The organism is Kitasatospora sp. HPM-01-4, assembly GCF_051374625.1.
GTDB lineage: Bacteria > Actinomycetota > Actinomycetes > Streptomycetales > Streptomycetaceae > Kitasatospora.
Window position 1 is genome coordinate 2,985,019 of the sequence record NZ_JBPQGP010000005.1, and the last position, 19,602, is coordinate 3,004,620.

Sequence of the window (19,602 nt, forward strand, 5' to 3'; positions counted from 1 at the left end):
TCGCCCACTCTGAGCGCACAGCCGAACGGGGCACGGCCTCCGGCGGATCGGCCTTGGGCAGGACGGCTCCGGCAGAAGCGGCAGCAGTGGTCGGGCGGACCGGATCGGTCTGGGGCAGTCCGCTGCGCGCTGCCGCGAACGACGTGTCGACCAGGAGCGCCGCGGACTGGGTCTGCGCCGCTACCGGGGGTGCCGGTACCACGGCCGGGCCAGGGCCGGCCGGAACCGGCGGTTGGGATGACGGTGCGGTCGGCGGCGCTGTCTGCGGCACTGCCTCTGGTGGCCTCATGGCGGTCACCTGGCTCTCCTCTCTCGGCCGACCGACGGCTGCCGTACCGGTCGGCCGCGAGCGTGCTCGATCGCGTTCTGCTGTCTGGGCCGCCGCCCCGGGGTGGACACCCGTCAGCGGCCGGCCTCTCCGCCCTGTCTTCGGCGCTGCCCCGGCTGCGCCCCCGACTCACGGCCCTGTCTGGCGCGGCCTGGCCGGTGGCCTGGACCCGGCGGCCGGTCCGGCTCAGGAACCGGCCTTCCGCCCGCCCCGGCCGGAGCCGGACTCCCCGAGCACCGCCTCACCCCGCCCCCGGGCCGGAGCAAGGCTGACAGTCCGGTGCGTCTCCGTCTCCCGAGCCTCCCGAGCACCCGACACCAGTCCGAGGAGCGGCAACACCCCGCAAGGGCTGCACCCCGCAGGATGAACGCGGCTTACCTCCCCCAGGTCACGCCGGACCGATGACAACCGCCCCAGTGGCGCCATCCCTCAGCGCACACCGCCGGTCCCTGCTCCGCGCCCCGTGCCACCGAGCCGAAAGTCCGACCAACACGTCGAACATCCGAACCATCAGCGCCGAGCCGGCCCACCGTGCCGACTCGCACTGCGGTTGCCGACGGACAGCGGGCCCGATGGGCCGTCAGCAGCCGGACGAACGGGGGCGCCAAGGCCGACCGCCCCCACCCTGCCGCCGCACCGAAGCCCGGCACGGCGGCAGGATACGGTGCGTGGGCGGCGGGCCCCGCACCAGGGACCCCGCTGGTATCCGCCGTACCGCGCCCGTGACCAGCTCATACCGAGGACTCGTATGCCCATCACCAGCCGACTGCCCGGGATCGTCACGACCGACCGCCTCTTCCAGCTGCCTCTGGACCACCAGCTGCCCGACGGTGAGCAGATCGAGGTGTACGCCCGCGAAGTGGTCGCCGCAGGACGGGAGTCGGACGATCTGCCGTGGCTGCTCTTCCTCCAGGGCGGGCCCGGTGGCAAGGCCGCGCGCCCACTGGGCCGGGACAGCTGGCTGGCCCGGGCTCTGGACGACTACCGGGTGCTGCTGCTCGACCAGCGCGGCACCGGGCGCTCCACCCCGGCAACCCGTCAGACTCTGGCCCGGCGCGGCACTCCCGGACAGCAGGCGGACTACCTGGCCCACTTCCGAGCCGACTCGATCGTCCGGGATGCCGAGTTGATCCGCCGTCGGCTGCTCGGTGAGGACGGCCGCTGGACCCTGCTCGGCCAGAGCTTCGGCGGCTTCTGCACGCTCACCTACCTTTCGCTGGCCCCGGAGGGCCTGCGCGAGGCGTTCGTGACCGGCGGCCTGGCCGGCCTGCGCAGTTCGGCGGAGGACGTGTACCGCGCCGCCTACCCGCGTGTGGTGCGGAAGAACGAGGCGCACTACGCCCGCTATCCGCAGGATGTGGATCGCGTTCGACGGATCGCCGCGCACCTGGCCTCGGCACCGGTCCGGCTGCCGGACGGCGGTCTGCTGACCGTAGAGGCGTTCCAGGGGCTCGGCATGCTGCTCGGGTTCGGGACCGGTTCGCACACCCTGCACTACATGCTGGAGGAGGCGTGGGTGGAGGGCTCGGAGGGCCCCGAGCTGTCGGACACCTTCCTCGCCGACGTCCAGGCACAGCTGTCCTTCGCCCGCGGGCCGCTGTACGCGGTGATGCACGAGTCGATCTACGGCCAGCGCTCGGTGGACCCGGCCGGGACGGGCTGGGCGGCGGAACGCGTCCGCAAGGAGTTCCCGGAGTTCTCCGCCGAACAGGCTCTGGCGGAGGACCGGCCGGTGCTGTTCACCGGCGAGATGATCTACCCGGCGCTGTTCGAGACCGACCCGGCGCTTCGCCCGTTGCGTGAGGCGGCGCAGCTGCTCGCCGAGCGCGGCGACTGGCCCGACCTGTACGACTCGGCGCGGCTGGCGGAGAACGAGGTGCCGGTGGTCGCGGCGGTCTTCCACGACGACATGTACGTGGACACCGCCGACTCTCTGGAGACGGCCCGGGCCGTGCGGGGGCTGCGCACCTGGGTGACCGATGAATGGGAGCACGACGGCCTGCGCGTCAGCGGCACTGCGGTGCTGGACCGGCTGATCAGGATGGCGCGAGGGGAGCTGTAGCCGGGCCTCGGGCCCTCGGCCGAGACGGTCCGGGCCGGTCGACGGCGCGCGGCCCCGTCGGTGCGAGGGCGGTGGCCGGTGGACGGTGGCCCCGCCCGCGTGGGTTGGCGGGGCCACCCGGGGCGCGAACCCACTCATACCGGCTTCCCGATCCGGCTCGGGGCCCGGTGCCGGGAAGCACCACCGCACCGCGGAACGGAAGCACGCCGAGCCGCCGCACCCGGTCCCGCCGCTCGGAGCCGACCCGACAGCCGCCGGCCGGCCTGACGGACCTGGCTCCGGAGGCTGCTTCGGTCGACGCACCGCCGCTCCCCCGGGTCGGCCGCGCCGTCGGGCGGACCGGACCCGGCTTCAGGACCGTGGACCTCGTGCGTCCCCCGCCCCTCGCCGGCCGCCGGAGGTGTCTCCCCGCTCGCTCCTGCCGGGAGCGCCCAGCCCGGGCCGGGGAGGGCCGAGACGTCCTTCTCGGCCGGCGGGGCTCCGTCCTCGACCTGCGGGGCTCCGTCGGCCGCGTCGGCCGCTGGTACCTCCGTGTTCTGCTCCTCGGGCAGCCGGTGGCCCGCCCGCGCGTTGCCCGGCGGCCCGAGGAGGGGCGGCTCGGTGATCGGCGCTCCGGCGACGGCCGCCTCGTCGATGTGTGCGTCGATGTGTGCGTCGTCGACCGGTGTCTCAGGCCCCGGCGAGCCGGCGGCCGGCGGATCCTCCGAGGGCGGCGCCGAGTCCCGGCGGACCGCCCTCTCCTGGCGCACGCTGCCCAGCAGCTGGTCCGGAAGCAGCCCGCTGTTGAGCGACTCGTAGAGCAGCTGCGCCAGCGTGTACTCGGGGTTGAGGTCGAGCGTCCTCGCCAGCACGACCCGGGCCGTCGCGGAGTCGTCCGCCAGCCAGGACGTCCAGGCGAGCAGTGTCAGGGGCGCCGCCGCGAGGTGCTCGAAGGGCGGGACGCAGCGCTGTACCAGGAAGCGCCAGAGCCGCTGGGCCGAGCCGAGCTCCTCCGCCTCCGCGTACTCCGCGGCGCGGTCCCTGCCCAGCTTGTCCTGCAGACCGACCAGCAGCCGCGCCGCGCGCTCGGGTGTGATCTCGTGCGCACCCGCCTGGAACTCGGCCATGCTCTCGTCGAGCAACTCCACCGTGCGGGCCACCGCGGCCTGGCGGCCGCCCGGCGCGGTCAACTCGTCGAGCAGCTGAGGCCCCGCCCGCTCGATCGCCACCCGTTGCGGCTCGTCGTCGGGTGCTCCGATCGGCGCCAGGCTCGCGATGATCGACTTTCTGCTGCCTCTCGGAGCCAGCCCCGCGAAGGTGGCCGCCGCGGCGGCCGGGCTCGCCGTCCCCGGCGGGCGGACCGGGACGCCCTCGGGGTCACAGCAGCCCGTCCCGGCGCAGAGGAAGGACCACCAGCGGCCGGCCGAGACGCACAGGGACTCCTTCACCACGACGCCCTGTTCACCGAACGCCTGCGCGAGGTACCCCGCCAGCGGTCCGAGCTCCGCGAGGACGCCGCGGCCATCGCCGTCCGCGGGATCTCGACAGAGGTAGAGCAGTACCTGCTCGGGGCGGCGATCGCGCTCCTCGGACAGTTCGACCAGCAGTCGTGCGGTCTCCGTCGCCATCGACTGCCACTGGGCGGGGGTGTCGGGGATGTCCAGCCTGATCACCCCGCCCTGCTGGAGGTAGGGGCCCCGGAGGCCCACGGCGACGATGCTGTCGTCGGGGAAGAAGCCCAGCAGGTAGGGCAGCATCTCGGCCATGTCGGCCGGGCCTCTCAGCCGGACCGGCAGCTGGGTGGGCAGGTGGCCGGGAACACGCCCGGACGGTTCGGTGGGAGTGGTGTCCTCGTTCATGCCGGGAAGCGTGCCGCAGCCCGGACTCCTCCGGCCGAAGTCGGCTCCCGCCTGTGGACAAACCGGGGGATACAGCACCAACTCACTCGTTCGAGTGAATTGAAATCAACAACATATCCGGACAAACAGCACCCACTCGGCAGACTGTCCGCTGGTATTCAGAACTCCACCCATTTCCGGTATTCGCCGCTTGTCCGTCCCACCCGGTATCCATGGAGCCATGCACGCACCCATCGAAGCCCAAGACACCGCCCCCGACCGCGCCGCCGTCCGGGCTCAGGCCGAGGCCGTGCTGCACCGGCTGGCAGGTCCCGCCGCCGCGCTGCGTGAGGACCAGTGGCTCGCGATCGAGGCCCTGGTCATCGACCGCCGCCGCGCCCTGGTGGTCCAGCGCACCGGTTGGGGCAAGTCGGCCGTCTACTTCATCGCCACCGCCCTGCTGCGCGCCCGCGGCGCGGGCCCGACCGTGATCGTCTCCCCGCTGCTCGCCCTGATGCGGAACCAGGTCGACTCGGCCGGCCGGGCCGGGATCCACGCCCGGACCATCAACTCGGCCAACCCCGAGGAGTGGGACGAGATCCAGGCCGAGGTCGCCGCAGGGACGGTGGACGTCCTGCTGGTCAGCCCGGAGCGGCTGAACAACCCGGACTTCCGCGACCAGGTGCTCCCCAAGCTGGCCGCCTCCACCGGTCTGCTGGTGGTGGACGAGGCACACTGCATCTCCGACTGGGGCCACGACTTCCGGCCCGACTACCGCCGGCTGCGGACCATGCTCGCCGAGCTGTCCCCCGGCGTGCCGGTGCTGGCCACCACGGCCACCGCCAACGCCCGCGTCACCGCCGACGTCGCGGAGCAGCTGGGGACGGGCGCCCCCGGCGGCACCACGCCCGGGAACCAGACCGCACCGGGCACCGGCACCCGGGCGCTGGTGCTGCGCGGCCCGCTCGACCGGGAGAGTCTCAGCCTCGGTGTCCTGTCGCTGCCCGACCCCGCGCACCGGCTCGGCTGGCTGGCCGACCACCTCGCCGAGCTGCCCGGCTCCGGCATCGTCTACACGCTCACCGTGGCCGCCGCCGACGAGGTCACGGACTTCCTGCGCTCCCGCGGCTACCGGGTCGCCTCGTACTCCGGCCGGACCGAGGACGCCGAACGGCGCGCCGCCGAGGCCGATCTGCTGGCCAACCGGGTGAAGGCCCTGGTGGCGACCTCCGCCCTGGGCATGGGCTTCGACAAGCCGGATCTCGGCTTCGTGGTGCACCTCGGCTCACCGAGTTCGCCGATCGCCTACTACCAGCAGGTCGGCCGGGCCGGGCGCGGTGTGGAGCGGGCCGAGGTGCTGCTGCTCCCCGGCCGTGAGGACGAGGCGATCTGGCGGTACTTCGCCTCGCTCGGGTTCCCCGCCGAGGAGCAGGTCCGCCGGACCATCGACGCCCTCGCCGAGGCCGGCCGGCCGCTCTCCACGGCCGCGCTGGAGCCCCGGGTCGATCTCCGCCGGACGCGGCTGGAGACGATGCTCAAGGTGCTCGACGTGGACGGCGCGGTCCGCCGGGTGCGCGGCGGCTGGACGGCCACCGGCGCGGCCTGGTCCTACGACGCGGCCCGCTACGCCAAGGTCGCCGAATCCCGTGAGGCCGAACAGCGGGCGATGCGCGAGTACGCGGCGACCACCGGCTGCCGGATGGAGTTCCTGAGGCGGCAGCTGGACGACGAGGAGGCGTCGTCCTGCGGCCGTTGCGACAGCTGCACGGGCCCGCGCCACTCCCCCGAGGTCTCCGCCGACACCCTGGCGGCGGCCAGGGCCGCACTCGGGCGTCCCGGTGTCACCTTCGAGCCGCGCCGGCTCTGGCCCACCGGGATGGACGCGCTCGGCGTCGGGCTCAAGGGGAGGATCCCGGCGGGCGAACAGGCCGAGACCGGCCGGGCCCTGGGCCGGCTCTCGGACATCGGCTGGGGCACCCGACTGCGCGCGCTGCTCTCGGAGCAGACACCCGACGGTCCCGTTCCGGCCGAGGTACGGGACGCGCTGGTCAGCGTGGTCACCGACTGGGCCCGCGGCCCCGGCGGCTGGGCCGGCCCCGCGGCAGCCGACGGCACTCGGCTCACCCGGCCGGCCGGGGTGGTCGCGATGGCCTCCGCCACCCGGCCGATGCTGGTGGAGAGCCTGGCCTCGGAGATCGCCGCGATCGGACGGCTGCCGCTGCTGGGACGGGTGGAGTACGCCGCCGGCCGGCCGCCGCACGGCCCGCGCAGCAACAGCGCCCAGCGGCTGAACTCCGTCGCGAGCACGCTGGTCGTACCGGCCGGGCTCGCCGCGGCGCTGGCGGCGTCCCCCGGTCCCGTGCTGCTGATCGACGACCTGGTCGACTCGGGCTGGACGGTCACGGTGGCGGCACGCCTGCTGCGGCAGGCGGGCGCCGGTGCGGTGCTGCCGCTCGTTCTGGCGGTGCAGGCGTGACCGGCTCCGCCCGTCTGACGGCCGGGCCCCGGCCGTCAGACGGGCGGCTCGGATCCTGACGCGGAACATGTCCGGCAGATCGCCCGAATGCGGGCGGCGAGCACCGAGTCGTCGTTGCCGGTCGGGCCGGTATGACCGGAGAATTGGTCCGTACCCCGCCCCCGGTCCAGTGGACCTGGCCCTTTGGCCTACGCGGGTACCGGTACGCCCCGCGGGCGGGTCAGGAGGATCGCGATCAGCGGCATCGACCGACATCGGTACCCCTCCGCCCGGAAACGGTCCATCGACCTTGAGACCTGGACCGGCTCCGGGATCCCGCCGCTACACGCCGCGCGCGCGTTCGTCACCGAGCTGCACCGGCTGCACCTTCCCCAGCCCGGCAGCACCGTGGTGGCCGTGCTGGACGTCCGGCACCGGGTGACGGCCTCCGCCTCGTTCGCCGTGCGCCCGCACGTCGAGGACGGCTGGCACCACCGGAACGCGATCCTCGCCCATCTGCGCCAGGTCACCGCGCACGACCTGCGGCTCGCCGGGCCCACCCGGACGGCGGTCCTGCTGCGCTGCCGCGAGGGTTCGGGTGACTGGACGGAGCAGGACGGCGCCTGGATGTGGGCACTGCGCGACGCGGCCACCCTGCACGGTCTGCGGTGCGGCTCCTACATCGCCCTGACGCCGACCGGCTGGCAATCGCTCGGCGACGGCCACCGCGGCCGCACGCCGCACTCGGGCTCGTGGGCCGAGGGCCCCCTGCACACCGTCACCGAACTCACGCCGTCTTCCGTCCGGGAGCCCGCCCCGGAGCGGGCCTGGCGGCCGACCGGCCTCGCCTCGGTCGAGACGGTCCGCCGCACGGCCGCGCGCTGACGGTCCTTCCACCAGGCGCGGCTGACGGTCCCGCCACCAAGCGCCCTCGACCGGACGGGGCGGCCCGTGCCCACCAAGCGCCCTCGACCGGACGGGGCGGCCCGTGCCCACCAAGCGCCCTCGACCGGACGGGGCGGCCCGGGCCCACCGAGGCGCCGCCCGGGCCGTCCTCGCGGACCCGGGGGCGCAGGCGCGGCGACCCGGAACACCGGGCCGCCGCGGAAGAGGGCTGATGTCTGCTCGAAGCCACCGGCCTGGACGGGCGCACCCAGCGGGAGGCCGGTCGGGCCGGACCGGTGCGGCTCCGGGCCCTGGCCGGTTCAGGCCGGGACGGGTCGGCTGGCGTCCGGGAAGACCGCTGCCGTCAGCCCGGGCTCACCGCAGACCACCAGAAGTGCTCCGGCGTGGCCGAGCGCCTTCCGGGCCAGCTGCTCGACCTGCGCGGAACGCGCCGCGTTGACGACCAGCACCACCACATCGCGGCGGAGCAGCCTGGTAGCGGTGGACTCCGCGTAGAACACGTCGCCGCCTTCGGCGAGTTGGGACCAGTACCGGTCCGCGCCGAAGGAGAGCTCGTGCTGCTGCCACGGGTGCGGCTCACCCACCGTGAGCACCAGGATGTCGCCGGGCCGGTGTCCGGACTCCAGCAGCAGGTCCACCGCCTCGTCCGCCCGCTCGATCGCGTCCTCCGGTGCGGTCGGCACCAGACGCACCTCGGGCTGCCCGGCCGGGCGTTCGGCCGCGGGCACGGGCGCGACCTGACGGGGACCGGGGACCGGCTTGGGCACCGGTGTGCGGGCCGAGGGCGGCGTCGGCCGGGGCCGGGCGCTCGGCGGGGCCGGGCGCGGCGCCGCAGGCCGCGGCCCGGGCACGACGGCACCCGTGGCGGGAGCGGTTGCGGGGGTCTTGCTGCCGACGGCAGGCGTACGGGGGGCGTGTGCGTCCGACTCGCGGGGGAAGGGAACGCCGGGGCCCGGGATACTCTCGTGAATCTCCGGCTCCTCGGGGAAGACAGGCATACCCGGATATCTATCAAATGCCGGTCGGATGCGCACGGGCACCCCACCTCTTGGGCGTTGGCCACCCAACCGCCAAGCCGCGCAGGCGGATGGACGATTCGTCAGAAGCCGTCAGAAACCCAGCGAAAGCTGCTCGCCCTGCGCCTCCGCCGCCCTCTCCCGTTTCAGGTGGCTCCACTTGGGCAGCGCGTCCAGGTACGCCCAGGACAGCCGGTGGTGTTCGGTCGGCCCGTACTCCTCCAGCGCCGACCGGTGCACCGGCGAGGGGTAGCCCGCGTTCTCCGCGAAGCCGTACGCGGGGTACGACTCCCCGAGTTCGGCCATCAGACCGTCGCGGTGCACCTTGGCGAGGACGGAGGCGGCCGAGACGCAGATGCAGGACTGGTCGCCCTTGATCACGGTGCGCACCCGCCACGGGCCGCCCAGGTAGTCGTGTTTGCCGTCGAGGATGACCGCGTCCGGCCGCACCGGGAGCGCCTCCAGCGCGCGCACGGCGGCAAGCCGCAGGGCGGCGGTCATGCCGAGCTCGTCGCACTCCTGCGGCGAGGCATGGCCGAGCGCGTAGGCGGTGACCCAGTCGGCGAGGACCGGGGCGAGCGCCGTACGGCGGCGCTCGGTGAGCAGCTTGGAGTCGGTCAGGCCCTCCGGCGGTCGGCGCAGGCCGGTCACCGCCGCACCGACCGTGACCGGACCTGCCCAGGCCCCGCGCCCGACCTCGTCGAGGCCGGCCACCAGTCGGGCACCGGCCCGGCGGAGGGAGCGTTCGACCGAGTGGGTCGGCGGATCGTAGGGCATCGGAGGTCCTTCGGCTGTGTCCAGGGCGCCTCCAGCCTACGTCCTGGCCGCGTCCCGGATCCCGCCGCGATCGACCTGGGCCACAACGGCCGCTCGGGCGCACGGTCTCCGCTCAGCCCTTGACCGATCCGGCCAGCAGTCCCTTGACGAAGTAGCGCTGGAGGCTGAAGAAGACGATCAGTGGAACGATCAGCGAGAGGAACGCCCCGGCCGTCAGCAACTCCCAGCGCCCGCCGAAGGAACCGGAGAGCTGGGCCAGCCGTACGGTCATCGGGGCGACCTCAGGGGTGCCGCCCGCGAAGGTGAGCGCGACCAGCAGGTCGTTCCAGACCCAGAGGAACTGGAAGATCGCGAACGAGGCCAACGCCGGTGTGCAGAGCGGCAGCACGATCGATCTGAAGATCTTGAAGTGCGACGCTCCGTCCACCAGCGCCGCCTCCATCAGATCGCGAGGCAGCTGCGAGATGAAGTTGTGCAGCAGGAACGTGGCCAGCGGCAGCGCGAACATGGTGTGCGCCAGCCAGACCGGGACGTACGTCCCTCCCAGGTCCAGGGCCGGGAGGATGGTCACATCGCCCAGATGCGCGCCGTCGGAGAAGAGCTGGAGCAGCGGGATCAGTGCCATCTGCAGCGGCACCACCTGCAGTGCGAAGATCACGAAGAAGACGGTGTCGCTGCCCTTGAACCGCACCCAGGCCAGTGCGTACGCGGCCAGTGCCGACAGCACCAGCGGGAAGACGGTCGCCGGGACGCTGATGGCCAACGAGTTGACCAGATAGGGCATCAGGCCGCCGCTGACGCCGAACCCGCCCTCGAACAGCACGGTGTGGTAGTTGGAGAGGATCAGGTCCGGATGGACGAAGACCTCCCACCAACCGCTGTTCGCCACCGCCTCCTTGGGGCGGAGCGAGGTGGCCAGCAGGCCGAAGGTGGGGATCGTCCAGAGCACCGTCACCGCGATCACGAAGACCGAGGCGAGCGGACTGCTGAAGGACCTGCGCACGGCCTTCGCCCCGGGGCGCGCAGGCCGTAGGGATCGCGCCCCCGGCGCGAGTTGCGTCTTCGGGGCGTGCCGCACCTTTGAAGCGCGCGGCGGCCCTGGAGCGGGCTGCGTCCCTGGAGCGCGCGGCGGCCCTGGAGCGGGCCGCACCTCCGGAGCGGGCTCGGAGGCGGGCATGGCCGCGTCGCTCATCGGGTCTCACGCTCCTTGCGCAGCTGAACGATGTTGTAGGCCACCAGCGGCAGGACGGCGAGGAAGAGGATCACGGCCAGGGTGCTGCCGCGGCCGATGTTGTACTGCTCGAAGGACTGCGAGTACATCTCGTTGGCCAGCACCTGGGTACCGAAGTTGCCGCCGGTCATGGTCCGGATGATGTCGAACGCCTTCAGCGTGGTGATCATGACGGTGGTGAGCACCACCACCACCGTGGTGCGGATCATCGGCACCGTGACGTACCAGAAGAGCCGCAGTCCGCGTGCGCCGTCCAGCCTGGCCGCCTCGGTGACCTCGTCCGGTATCGCCTTGATCGCGGCCGAGAGCACCACCATGGCGAATCCGGTCTGCACCCAGACCATCACCGCCATCAGCAGGAAGTTGTTCAACGGATGGGAGAGGATCCAGTTCGGCGGGTGCGACCAGCCCAGGCCGATGGCCAGTTGGCTGAGCAGGCCGATCTGCTGCTGGGAGGGGTCGCGGGCCTCGTAGACGAACTTCCAGATGATGCCGGCGCCGACCAGCGAGACCGCCATCGGCATGAAGATCAGCGACTTGTAGACCGCCTGGCGTTTCATCCGCTCGACCAGCAGCGCGAGCACCAGGCCCAGCACGGTGGCCGCCAGCGGCGCGACCACCAGCCAGAGTGCCGTGTTGAGCAGCACCTGGTGGATGGAGTCGGTGGTCAGTGCCCAGCCGTAGTTCCTGAGGCCCACCGAGCGGGTGGAGTCGTCATTGCGGAAACTGAGGTAGACCGTGCGGACCAGCGGGGCGATCAGGCCGATGACCAGCAGAACGACGGCCGGCCCGAGGAAGACCAGGACGGCCAGCGGGCGCCCGAACCGTCCGGTGGCCCGCCCGGCGGCGAAGAAGACCGCCAGCAGGATCCCCAGGAAGACGGCAACGGCACCAAGGCTGTTGCCGAGTTTGACGGCGGCGTCGGTCCACGCGGAGTCGGCCAGCAGGGCCGCGCGCATACGGGAACTCCCTTCCTCGAAGCCCAGACGCACGGAAGCGGGAAGCAGGAAGCGCAGAGGGGACAGCGGCGGGAAGCGCGAGGCGCGGCACGGCGGGAGGTGCGAGAGCCGGACCACGGAACGGGCGCGGAGCCGGAAATGGGCGGCGCGGGCGGGTGGTCCCGCGCCGCCCGTGACGACTGCCTACTGCGGCCAGGCCGCGTCGATGTCAGCCGCCACCTTCGGGATGGCCTGTCCCTCGGCGAACCACTTGGTCAGTGACTTCCACTCCTGTGCGGAGCCCACGGCGGCCGGCATCATGTCGGAGGCGTCGAAGCGGAACGTCGCGGTCGGGTCGGTGAGCAGCTCGGCGGAGAGCCTGTCGATCGGGTCGGTGTAGAGGCTCTTGTCCACGCCCTGGTTGGCGGAGACCCAGCCCGTGGCCACCTTCACCCGGCTGCTCGCCCAGTCCGAACTGGAGAGGTAGTTCTGCACCGCCTGCACCTCGGGCCGGCTGGAGAAGGCAGTGACGAACTCCCCGCCGCCCTCGACCGGATTGGCCACCGCCGGGTTGACCGCGGGGAGGTGGAAGGCGAAGACGTCGCCGTCGGGGCCGACCTTGGTGCCCTTGGGCCACTGGGCCTCGTAGAACGAAGCCTGCTGCAGCATCCAGCACTTGTCGGTGAGGATCGGCGCCCCGGCGTCCTGGAACGTGGTGGTGGCGATCGACTTCACGTCACCGAAGCCGCCGTTCACCCAGTCGGGATTCTGCATCCAGCCGGCCACGGTCTGCATGGCGGCGATGATCTTCGGGTTGCTGAACTTCACCTGGTGGCTGACCCACTGGTCGTAGACCTCGCCGCCGTACGAGCCGAGCACCACCTCCTCCAGCCAGTCGGTGGCCGGCCAGCCGGTGGCGGTGCCGGAGCCGATACCGCCGCACCAGGGCTTCCCACCGCCCGCCTTGGCGATCCTGTCGCTGAGCGCCATCAGGTCGGCCCAGGTCTTCGGCACCTGGTAGCCCGCCGCCTTGAACGCCTTGGGCGAGTACCAGACCAGCGACTTCAGGTTGGCGCTCATCGGTGCCGCGTAGAAGGTGCCGTTGACCGAGCCGTAGGTCTTCCAGGCCGGATTCCACTTGTTCTCGTTGGCCACCGTCTGGGCGGGCGGCTTCACGACCTTTCCGCTCTTCACCATCTGCGCGAGCAGACCGGGTTGCGGAATGATCGCGAGATCCGGGGCGTTCCCGCCGGTCACGCGGACCTGGAGCTGCGACTCGAAGTCGTTGGAGCCCTCGTACGAGATCTTGATGCCCGTACAAGAACTGAACTTCGCCCAGGACTTCTCCAGCGAGTCCGACTCCGGGCTGAGGATCGAGGCGTACATCGTCACCTTGGTGCCCGAGTGTCCGGCGTACGCCTGGTACCCGGCGCAGTCACCGGTCAGTGTCGGGGCCGCCTCGCCGCCGCCCTTCGAACCGCCCGAGCTGTTGGAGCAGGCGGCGGCGAGAGCGAGCACGAGGACGGCCGGAACGGCGAGCAGACGGCGGCGCGCGGACGGAACAGACCGTGGCTTCCTGGTCATCGGGGGCCTACGGCGGCGATCGTGGCGAGGGTCATGGCGGTCCTCCTTGCCAGGGCACGGGATGCCTGCGGTGAGAGAGAACTACGCTGCGCTGTACCGGAGATCGACTGGAACCGGGGTCGGTCGTGCCAGGGACCCGCCGCACCGCCGACCGGCTGGGGCCGGGCCCGGCGGAACAGGGGTACGCAGAACGGCCGGGCGGCTGGGCTGGCTTGAAGACGTTAACCCACTGATCACCCGCCGCCAAGGTGTGCGTTCGACCTTCATCCGCCGGTGCCTGCTTTGTGACCCCACCGTGCTGAGGGGCCGGCCCCTCGGCACGTCACCGAGGGGCCGGCGGTCCGCCACCGACCGGCCCCGCCGCCCACTACCCGGTCACAACCGGACCGGGAGCTCCCGCAGGCTGTTCACCACCATCGCCGGGGTGGGCCGCAACTCACCGTCCCCAACCGCCAGTTGCAGCCCCGGGAAGCGCTCGAACAGCGCCGGGAGCGCGATCGAGGCCTCCAGCCGGGCCAGCTGCGCTCCCGGGCAGACATGCGCTCCGTGCCCGAAGGAGAGGTGCCGGGCCGCATCCCGGGTGATGTCGAAGATCTCGGCGGTGATGCCGTGCTGCGCCGGGTCCCGCCCGATCGCGTTGTACGAGACCAGCACCGCGTCGCCCTTGGGGATCACCGTGTCCTCGTACGCGATGTCCTCGGTCGCGAAGCGGAACAGGAAGTTGCTGGTCGGGGGCGTCCAGCGGAGGGATTCCTCGACCACCGCGGCCCACTCGACCTCGCCCGAGCGGACCAGCGCCAGCTGATCGGGGTGGGTGAGCAGGGCGCGCACCGCGTTGGTGATCAGGTTGACGGTGGTCTCATGGCCGGCGGCGATGATCACTCGCAGGGTGGCCGCCGCCTCCTCGTCGGTCAGCGCACCGCCCTCCACGACCTCCTCGGTGTCCGCCGCCAGCAACGCGCTCGCCAGATCGTCACCCGGCTGCGCCCGGCGCTTGGCGACCAGATCGTCGACGAAGGCGTTGAGCGCGGTGATCGTCGCCCGCACCTGCGCCGGGTCCTTGACGCTGCTGAAGAAGCTCTCGTACAGCTCGCGCACATAGGCGTGGTCGGCCTCGGGCACGCCGAGCAGCGAGCCGATCACGGTCATCGGGAGCGGGAAGGCGAACGCGGTCTTCAGGTCGACCACCGGCCCCAGACCGGCCAGCCGGTCCAGCAGTTCGGCGGTGATCTTCTCGATCGCCGGGCGCATCAGCTCCACCCGGCGGGGCGTGAACGCCTGCGCCACCAGCGCGCGCAGTCGACGGTGCTCCGCGCCGTCCGTGGTGACCATGCTCCGGCGCGGCAGCGCCAGTCCGATCAGCGGCCAGCTCCCGGGGACCTCACCGCGCTGGTACGCCGCCCAGTGCTCGGCGCTCTTCACCAGCCGGTGATCCGTCAGCAGATCGCGCGCGGCGGCGTGCCGGGTGACCGCCCAGCCCCGTACCCCCATCAACTCCACGGGCACCACCGGCCCTGCCGCGCGCAACAGGGCGCCCTCCGCCGCGTTGTCGCGGGCCAGCGGGTCCATCACTATCGGGGCGGTCATCCGCTCTCTCCTCAGCTAGGCAAATCCTCGGGCCGACCGCTCCCCGGGGCCCGCCGTACCTCCGGCAGGCGAGCCCCGGGCGGACAGGCAGGACCGGATCGAACGGTCCGGACCAGGGCACACCGGCCGCCAGGCGACAGCCGACCGTCGGCCGACGGTCGGCAGCCGGCGCTCAGCCGAGCGCGTACCCCGGGGTGTAGGCCACCGGCAGCGCCACCAGCGCCCGCACCCAGGCGGAGGGCCGCCAGACCAGGGCGCTCTCGGCCACCGCCAGCCGGATGTCGGGCAGCCGGTCCAGCAGCACCTCGATCGCCGTCGCGGCGATCACCTCGGCCTGCTCCTGCGCCGGGAACGGGCAGCTGTGCGGGCCGTAGGAGAAGCTCATGTACGCCCGGTTGCCCTCCGCCGGAACACCGCTCTCCTGCCGGACGGTCGGGTCCGAGTTGGCCCCGGCGTACCCGAGCAGCACCATGTCCCCGGCCGCGATCCGCTGACCGCCGAGCTGGGTGTCCCTGGTGGCCCAGCGGCCCGCGAAGATCTGCGTCGGGGTGTCCTCCCAGAGCGCCTCGGAGAGTGCCTGGCTGATGCTCCGCCGGCCGCCGGAGAACGAGGCGGCGAACCGCTCGTCGGTCAGCATCAGCCGCAGTGCGTTGGCGATCCAGTACGCGGTGGGCTGGTGAGCGGCGATCAGGATCACCCGCATGTCGCGCATGACCTCCTCCTCGCTCAGCCCGGCCTCGTGGGCCAGCAGCCGCGAGGTGATGTCCGCACCGGGGTGCTCGCGCTTGGCCCGCACCAGATGCAGCATGCTGTCCAGCAGCCGCTGCGCCGCCGCGAGCGCGTCGGCGCCGCCGTCCAGCATCGCGAGCACGCTGCTGATCAGCACCGGAGCCTCGTCCTCGCCCAGACCGAACAGCCGGCAGAGCACCAGCAGCGGCAGCCGGTGCGCGTACTCCGCGACCAGATCCGCCTCGCCCCGGCCCGCGAACTCGTCGATCAGGGCGTCGGCGATCTCCTCGCAGTGCTTCTTCAGCTCGTACGGGTCCACCCCGGCCAGGGCGTCCGTCACCGCGGACTTGCGGCGCTGGTGCTCCTCACCCTCGGTGTAGAGCATCGACGGCACCGGGGCCATCATCGGCTTCAGCGGCCAGTCGTCCGGGATCCTCGGCCACATGTTCCAGCGGCTGGAGTCCCGTCCGAAGACCTTGGGCTGGCTGGTCACCAGCTGCAGCTCGCGGTAGCCGATCACCAGCCAGGCCGGTACGCCGCCCGCCAACTCGACCGGTGCGACCGGGCCGTGGGTCTCGCGCAGCTCCTGGTAGAGCTGTCCCGGATCGGTCTGGAAACGCGGACCGTACAGCGGGGCCGCGTTCGCGTGCGCCGGGCAGCCCGGCGGCGGGGTGATCGCGGGCTCGGTCACGGGGTGCACTCCTCTAGGCGGAACTCGGCCGGCAGTTCGGCGGGGACACCGGCGGACGGCTCCGCGGGGCTCCCGGCCACGGGGTCGGGCTCGGGCTCGGCGCCGGCCAGGCGGTACAGATGGCGGACCAGCTCGATCAGCACCTGCTTGCTGGACTCCCGGTCCCGGGCGTCGCAGTCCACCAGCGGCACCTCGTCGGGCAGGTCCAGCGCCTGACGGACCTCCTGCAGCGTGTACTCGGGCTCGATGAAGTTGTTGCGGGCCACGATGAACGGCATGCCGTGGTGCTCAAGCCGGTCGATCGCGTACCAGGACTCCTCCAGCCGCCGGGTGTCCACCAGCACCACCGCGCCGAGCGCACCGCTGAACAGCCGGTCCCAGAGGAACCAGAAGCGCTCCTGCCCCGGGGCGCCGAACAGGTACAGCACGTTCCGGTCGTTGAGCGTGATCCGGCCGAAGTCGAAGGCCACCGTGGTCGAGCGCTTGCTCTGGATCCCCGACAGGTCGTCGATGCCCTCGCCGGCCTTGGTCATCGTCTCCTCGGTGTTGAGCGGACGGATCTCGCTCACCGCACCGACCAGGGTGGTCTTGCCGACGCCGAAACCGCCCACCACGACGATCTTCAGACCGTTCTCCGCCGTACTGCGCAGCGGGACGGTGCCGCGCGACCCCTGGGCGTGAGCGTCAGAGCCGTTGGAGTCCATGCAGCACCTGCTTCAGCGTGTCGAGGTCGGGCAGCCGGGCCTTGGTGGGGGCGAACCGGGGGTGCCGCGCGGTGATCCGATGGGTCTCCAGCAGATCGCCCAGCAGGATCTTGACGATGCTCACCGGCAGGGCGAGCTCGGCCGCGATCTCCACCACGGCCGTCGGCGTCCGGCACAGCTCCAGGATCCGGACGTGCTCGGACTGCATCCCGGCCACCGGCTCCTGCTCGCTGACGATCAGCGTGACCAGGTCGAAGGCGTGCTCCGGCGGGCGGCTGCGCCCCCGGGTGACGGTGTAGAGCCGGTCCGGGTCGTCGTCACGGCCCGGCAGGCCCGGAACTCCCGGCCGCCCGGTCACACCCCGGCCTCGTTCCCGGTCACGGCCGCCCTCGGCGGCGAGCTCAGCATGGTGCCGATCTGCTCGATCAGGCCGTGCATGTTGTGGCCGACCACGCCGACGTCCGCGTCGTCGTCCGTGACCACGGCCAGGTGCGCGCCCTCACCGGCCGCCACGATGCACAGGATCCCGCCGTGGAACTCGGTCATCGACTGCCGGACCCCGCCGCTGCCGTCACCGAACTCGATCGACGCCCCGTGCGCCAGGCTCTGCATTCCGGAGGCGATCGCCGACAGCTGGTCGGCCTGGTCGACGCTCAGGCCCGAGGTGTGGCAGAGCTTGAGTCCGTCGGCCGAGAGCACCAGCGCGTGCCGGGCACCGGGTGTACCGGACAGCAGGTTCTCCAACAGCCAGTCGAGGTCGCGGTCGGTGCTGCTGCTCATCGGGAGTCATCCTTCGGGAGGGCTTCGGTGGTGTCGGGCCCCTGCTGAAGGGCCCTGCGGAAGGCGCCGAACCGGGCTGCGGAGACGGCCGCGTCGGCTCGTACGGGCTGCGCCGGCAGTGCGGCGGACGGCTGGGCCGCCGCGAGGGTCTGGCCCCGACGGCGCTGCGGCAGGCCACCGGTGGGCCTGCCGCCGCTCGCCCCGGCGCCGGGGGTGCTCGCGCCGGAGTCGGCACCGGTCGCGGTGGCGTCGTCCACCGGCTCGTCCACCGGCTCGTCCACCGGTCCGGCCGGCGTTACGGCCGCCGGCTCCAGCTGGCCCTGCTCGGGACGGGCGACCGGGGCAAGGGCGGAGGGCGAGCGGCTCGGCTCCAGTGCGGGGCGCACCCGCTCGGTACGGATCTGTTCGGCCCGCGGCCGTTCGGCGCGACCGTGTTCGGCCCGCCCCCGGGTGCCGTCTCCCGCCTCCGTACGGGCGGCCGTGAGGGCCCGGCTCAGGGCGGGGCCCGGGTGCGTGACCAGCGTCTCGGGGATCAGCATCACCACGCCGGTCCCGCCCCGGGCGGACGGCCGGAAGGAGATCGACAGACCGTGCTTGCGGGCCAGCGAACCGACCACCGCGAGGCCGAGCCGGGTGCCGGCGGAGAGCGTGGTGAGGTCCAGCGGAGCGGCCGAGACGGCCTGCTCGGCCCGGCGCAGCCAGCTCTCGCTCAGTCCGAGACCACCGTCCTCGACGGTGATCGCCAGGCCGGAGTGGACCTCTTCGACGTACACGTGCACCTCGGCCGGCGGTGCCGAGAAGTTGGCGGCGTTGTCGAGCAGTTCGGCCAGTGCGTGCATCACGCCCTCGGCCGCGAAACCGGCCACCGCCGCCGTGCTCGCGGAGTGCAGCCGCACCCGCTGGTACGCGCTGATCCGGCCGAGCGCACCGCGCAGGATCGATTCGACGCCGATCGGCTTGGTCCAGCGCCGTCCGGAGCGGGCACCGGTCAGCACCGCGATGCTGTCCGCCATCCGGCCGACCTGGGCGGTGGAGTGGTCCAGGCTGAGCAGGTCGCCGAGGACGTCCTCACCGTGCTGGTGCTGCATCTCGCGCAGCTCGGCGTGCATGCTGGTGGCCAGCGCCTGCACCCGGCCGGCGGCCGTGGCGCAGACCGCGAGCGCCGCCGCCCGCTGGCGCTCGCCGCGGCCGACCTCCTCGGCCACCGTGCGCAGCAGCCCGGCGTGGGTGAGGGCGGTGTGCGGCGCGAGTACGGAGTCCACCGAACCGCCGGAGCGCAGCCGGGCGACCACCGCGGGCAGCACCTCGTCGGTGAGCCGGGCGAGTTCGACGCGTTCGTGCTCGGCGGCTTCGGTGCGCTCGCCCAGCTCGGCCGCCGTCCCGTCCAGTTCCCCGCGCAGCGCGGTGAGTTCGGTCTCGCTCCGCTCGCGCAGTTCCGCGGTGGCCGCCTCGGCGTCGGCGAGAGCGGTGCCGGCGACCGAGAGTTCGGCCCGGGCGGCCTCGGCCTCGCCCTGCGCCGCGGTGAGCTTGGTGCGCAGCGCGGCCGCGGCGGCCTGGGCGGCGGACAGCTCCGACTGCAGTGCGGTGGTCCGGGAGCGGACGTCCGTCAGCTCGTAGCGCGCGGTGGCGAGCTCCTCACGCATCCGGCGGGAGCGCTCGGCCTGCCAGCACGCGACCACCACCAGGGCCGACCACAGGACCAGGCCACCCGCCACGGTCACGGCGACGGCGGTCCGCTGGGCGGTGGAGGCGAGAGTGACCGCACCGGCACCGGCGAGAGCCCCCACCAGGATCCCGGCCACCGCCCAGAGCACGGTCCTGCCGTTCGGGCGTGGTTGCGCCACGCGGTAGAGGCGCGTGCGAGCTCTCATCAACCTGATCCTCGGGGGCGGGCGTCAGTGCGGACCGAACGACAGCGCGCCGCTGCCCGGGGCCTGTCAGGGGGGTTGGCTCAGGACAGTCGACAAATACACGCGGTCAACAGATCATATCCATTC

Annotated in this window: 15 protein-coding genes; 3 read left to right on the plus strand and 12 right to left on the minus strand. The window is 72.8% G+C overall.

The window, feature by feature from the left end; genetic code table 11:
- The first annotated feature begins 1,076 nt into the window (after positions 1–1,076).
- Entirely contained in the window at positions 1,077–2,390 is a 1,314-nt protein-coding gene (locus ACSMTC_RS12690; RefSeq protein ID WP_436559788.1) for an alpha/beta fold hydrolase, read from the plus strand.
- Between the two features lie 134 nt (positions 2,391–2,524).
- Here the strand turns inward: ACSMTC_RS12690 and ACSMTC_RS12695 are convergent, their stop codons facing one another.
- Entirely contained in the window at positions 2,525–4,228 is a 1,704-nt protein-coding gene (locus ACSMTC_RS12695) for a DUF4192 domain-containing protein (RefSeq protein WP_436559789.1), read from the minus strand.
- A gap of 220 nt (positions 4,229–4,448) precedes the next feature.
- Between ACSMTC_RS12695 and ACSMTC_RS12700 the strand changes: the two genes are divergently transcribed.
- Positions 4,449–6,683 carry a RecQ family ATP-dependent DNA helicase gene (locus ACSMTC_RS12700; RefSeq protein ID WP_436559790.1) on the plus strand — a complete coding sequence of 745 codons (2,235 nt, stop codon included), beginning with the start codon at positions 4,449–4,451 and terminating at the stop codon, positions 6,681–6,683.
- Between the two features lie 183 nt (positions 6,684–6,866).
- Entirely contained in the window at positions 6,867–7,547 is a 681-nt protein-coding gene (locus ACSMTC_RS12705) for a hypothetical protein (RefSeq protein ID WP_436559791.1), read from the plus strand.
- A 320-nt stretch (positions 7,548–7,867) separates the two neighbouring features.
- Here the strand turns inward: ACSMTC_RS12705 and ACSMTC_RS12710 are convergent, their stop codons facing one another.
- From ACSMTC_RS12710 to ACSMTC_RS12760, 11 genes are all read right to left on the minus strand, one after another.
- Positions 7,868–8,296 (minus strand): hypothetical protein, encoded by a 429-nt coding sequence (locus ACSMTC_RS12710; protein WP_436559792.1) that lies wholly within the window; start codon positions 8,294–8,296, stop codon positions 7,868–7,870.
- A 381-nt stretch (positions 8,297–8,677) separates the two neighbouring features.
- Complete coding sequence (locus tag ACSMTC_RS12715; protein WP_436559793.1) at positions 8,678–9,361, minus strand: ribonuclease HII; 684 nt, start codon at positions 9,359–9,361, stop codon at positions 8,678–8,680.
- Between the two features lie 112 nt (positions 9,362–9,473).
- A complete protein-coding gene (locus ACSMTC_RS12720; protein ID WP_436559794.1) occupies positions 9,474–10,364 on the minus strand; it encodes a carbohydrate ABC transporter permease in 891 nt (296 codons plus the stop codon).
- Positions 10,365–10,549: 185 nt separating this feature from the next.
- The gene (locus ACSMTC_RS12725) at positions 10,550–11,551 is read right to left on the minus strand and encodes a carbohydrate ABC transporter permease (RefSeq protein WP_436559795.1); all 1,002 of its coding nucleotides are present in this window, start codon (positions 11,549–11,551) and stop codon (positions 10,550–10,552) included.
- A 183-nt stretch (positions 11,552–11,734) separates the two neighbouring features.
- On the minus strand, positions 11,735–13,114 hold the full coding sequence (locus ACSMTC_RS12730; RefSeq protein ID WP_436559796.1) for an ABC transporter substrate-binding protein: 1,380 nt from the start codon (positions 13,112–13,114) through the stop codon (positions 11,735–11,737).
- Positions 13,115–13,489: 375 nt separating this feature from the next.
- Positions 13,490–14,701 carry a cytochrome P450 family protein gene (locus tag ACSMTC_RS12735; protein WP_436559797.1) on the minus strand — a complete coding sequence of 404 codons (1,212 nt, stop codon included), beginning with the start codon at positions 14,699–14,701 and terminating at the stop codon, positions 13,490–13,492.
- 172 nt (positions 14,702–14,873) lie between these two features.
- A complete protein-coding gene (locus ACSMTC_RS12740; RefSeq protein WP_436559798.1) occupies positions 14,874–16,121 on the minus strand; it encodes a cytochrome P450 in 1,248 nt (415 codons plus the stop codon).
- Positions 16,118–16,825: a GTP-binding protein gene (locus ACSMTC_RS12745; RefSeq protein WP_436559799.1), complete on the minus strand. Its 708-nt coding sequence runs from the start codon at positions 16,823–16,825 to the stop codon at positions 16,118–16,120. The genes ACSMTC_RS12740 and ACSMTC_RS12745 overlap by 4 nt, the downstream gene beginning before the upstream one ends.
- Positions 16,806–17,183, minus strand: a complete 378-nt coding sequence (locus tag ACSMTC_RS12750) for a DUF742 domain-containing protein (RefSeq protein ID WP_436559800.1) — start codon at positions 17,181–17,183, stop codon at positions 16,806–16,808. Before ACSMTC_RS12750 ends, ACSMTC_RS12745 begins: the two co-directional genes overlap by 20 nt.
- Positions 17,180–17,605 (minus strand): roadblock/LC7 domain-containing protein, encoded by a 426-nt coding sequence (locus ACSMTC_RS12755; RefSeq protein WP_436559801.1) that lies wholly within the window; start codon positions 17,603–17,605, stop codon positions 17,180–17,182. The genes ACSMTC_RS12750 and ACSMTC_RS12755 overlap by 4 nt, the downstream gene beginning before the upstream one ends.
- Positions 17,602–19,476: a sensor histidine kinase gene (locus ACSMTC_RS12760; RefSeq protein WP_436559802.1), complete on the minus strand. Its 1,875-nt coding sequence runs from the start codon at positions 19,474–19,476 to the stop codon at positions 17,602–17,604. Before ACSMTC_RS12760 ends, ACSMTC_RS12755 begins: the two co-directional genes overlap by 4 nt.
- Positions 19,477–19,602 lie beyond the last annotated feature (126 nt).

Bases quoted from the DNA above. Each gene is read 5' to 3' on its own strand.
- ACSMTC_RS12730 (WP_436559796.1), bottom strand. From the start codon at position 13,114: ATGACCAGGAAGCCACGGTCTGTTCCGTCCGCGCGCCGCCGTCTGCTC.
- ACSMTC_RS12745 (WP_436559799.1), bottom strand. From the start codon at position 16,825: ATGGACTCCAACGGCTCTGACGCTCACGCCCAGGGGTCGCGCGGCACC.
- ACSMTC_RS12755 (WP_436559801.1), bottom strand. From the start codon at position 17,605: ATGAGCAGCAGCACCGACCGCGACCTCGACTGGCTGTTGGAGAACCTG.
- ACSMTC_RS12735 (WP_436559797.1), bottom strand. From the start codon at position 14,701: ATGACCGCCCCGATAGTGATGGACCCGCTGGCCCGCGACAACGCGGCG.
- ACSMTC_RS12690 (WP_436559788.1), top strand. From the start codon at position 1,077: ATGCCCATCACCAGCCGACTGCCCGGGATCGTCACGACCGACCGCCTC.
- ACSMTC_RS12760 (WP_436559802.1), bottom strand. From the start codon at position 19,476: ATGAGAGCTCGCACGCGCCTCTACCGCGTGGCGCAACCACGCCCGAAC.
- ACSMTC_RS12695 (WP_436559789.1), bottom strand. From the start codon at position 4,228: ATGAACGAGGACACCACTCCCACCGAACCGTCCGGGCGTGTTCCCGGC.
- ACSMTC_RS12725 (WP_436559795.1), bottom strand. From the start codon at position 11,551: ATGCGCGCGGCCCTGCTGGCCGACTCCGCGTGGACCGACGCCGCCGTC.
- ACSMTC_RS12700 (WP_436559790.1), top strand. From the start codon at position 4,449: ATGCACGCACCCATCGAAGCCCAAGACACCGCCCCCGACCGCGCCGCC.
- ACSMTC_RS12715 (WP_436559793.1), bottom strand. From the start codon at position 9,361: ATGCCCTACGATCCGCCGACCCACTCGGTCGAACGCTCCCTCCGCCGG.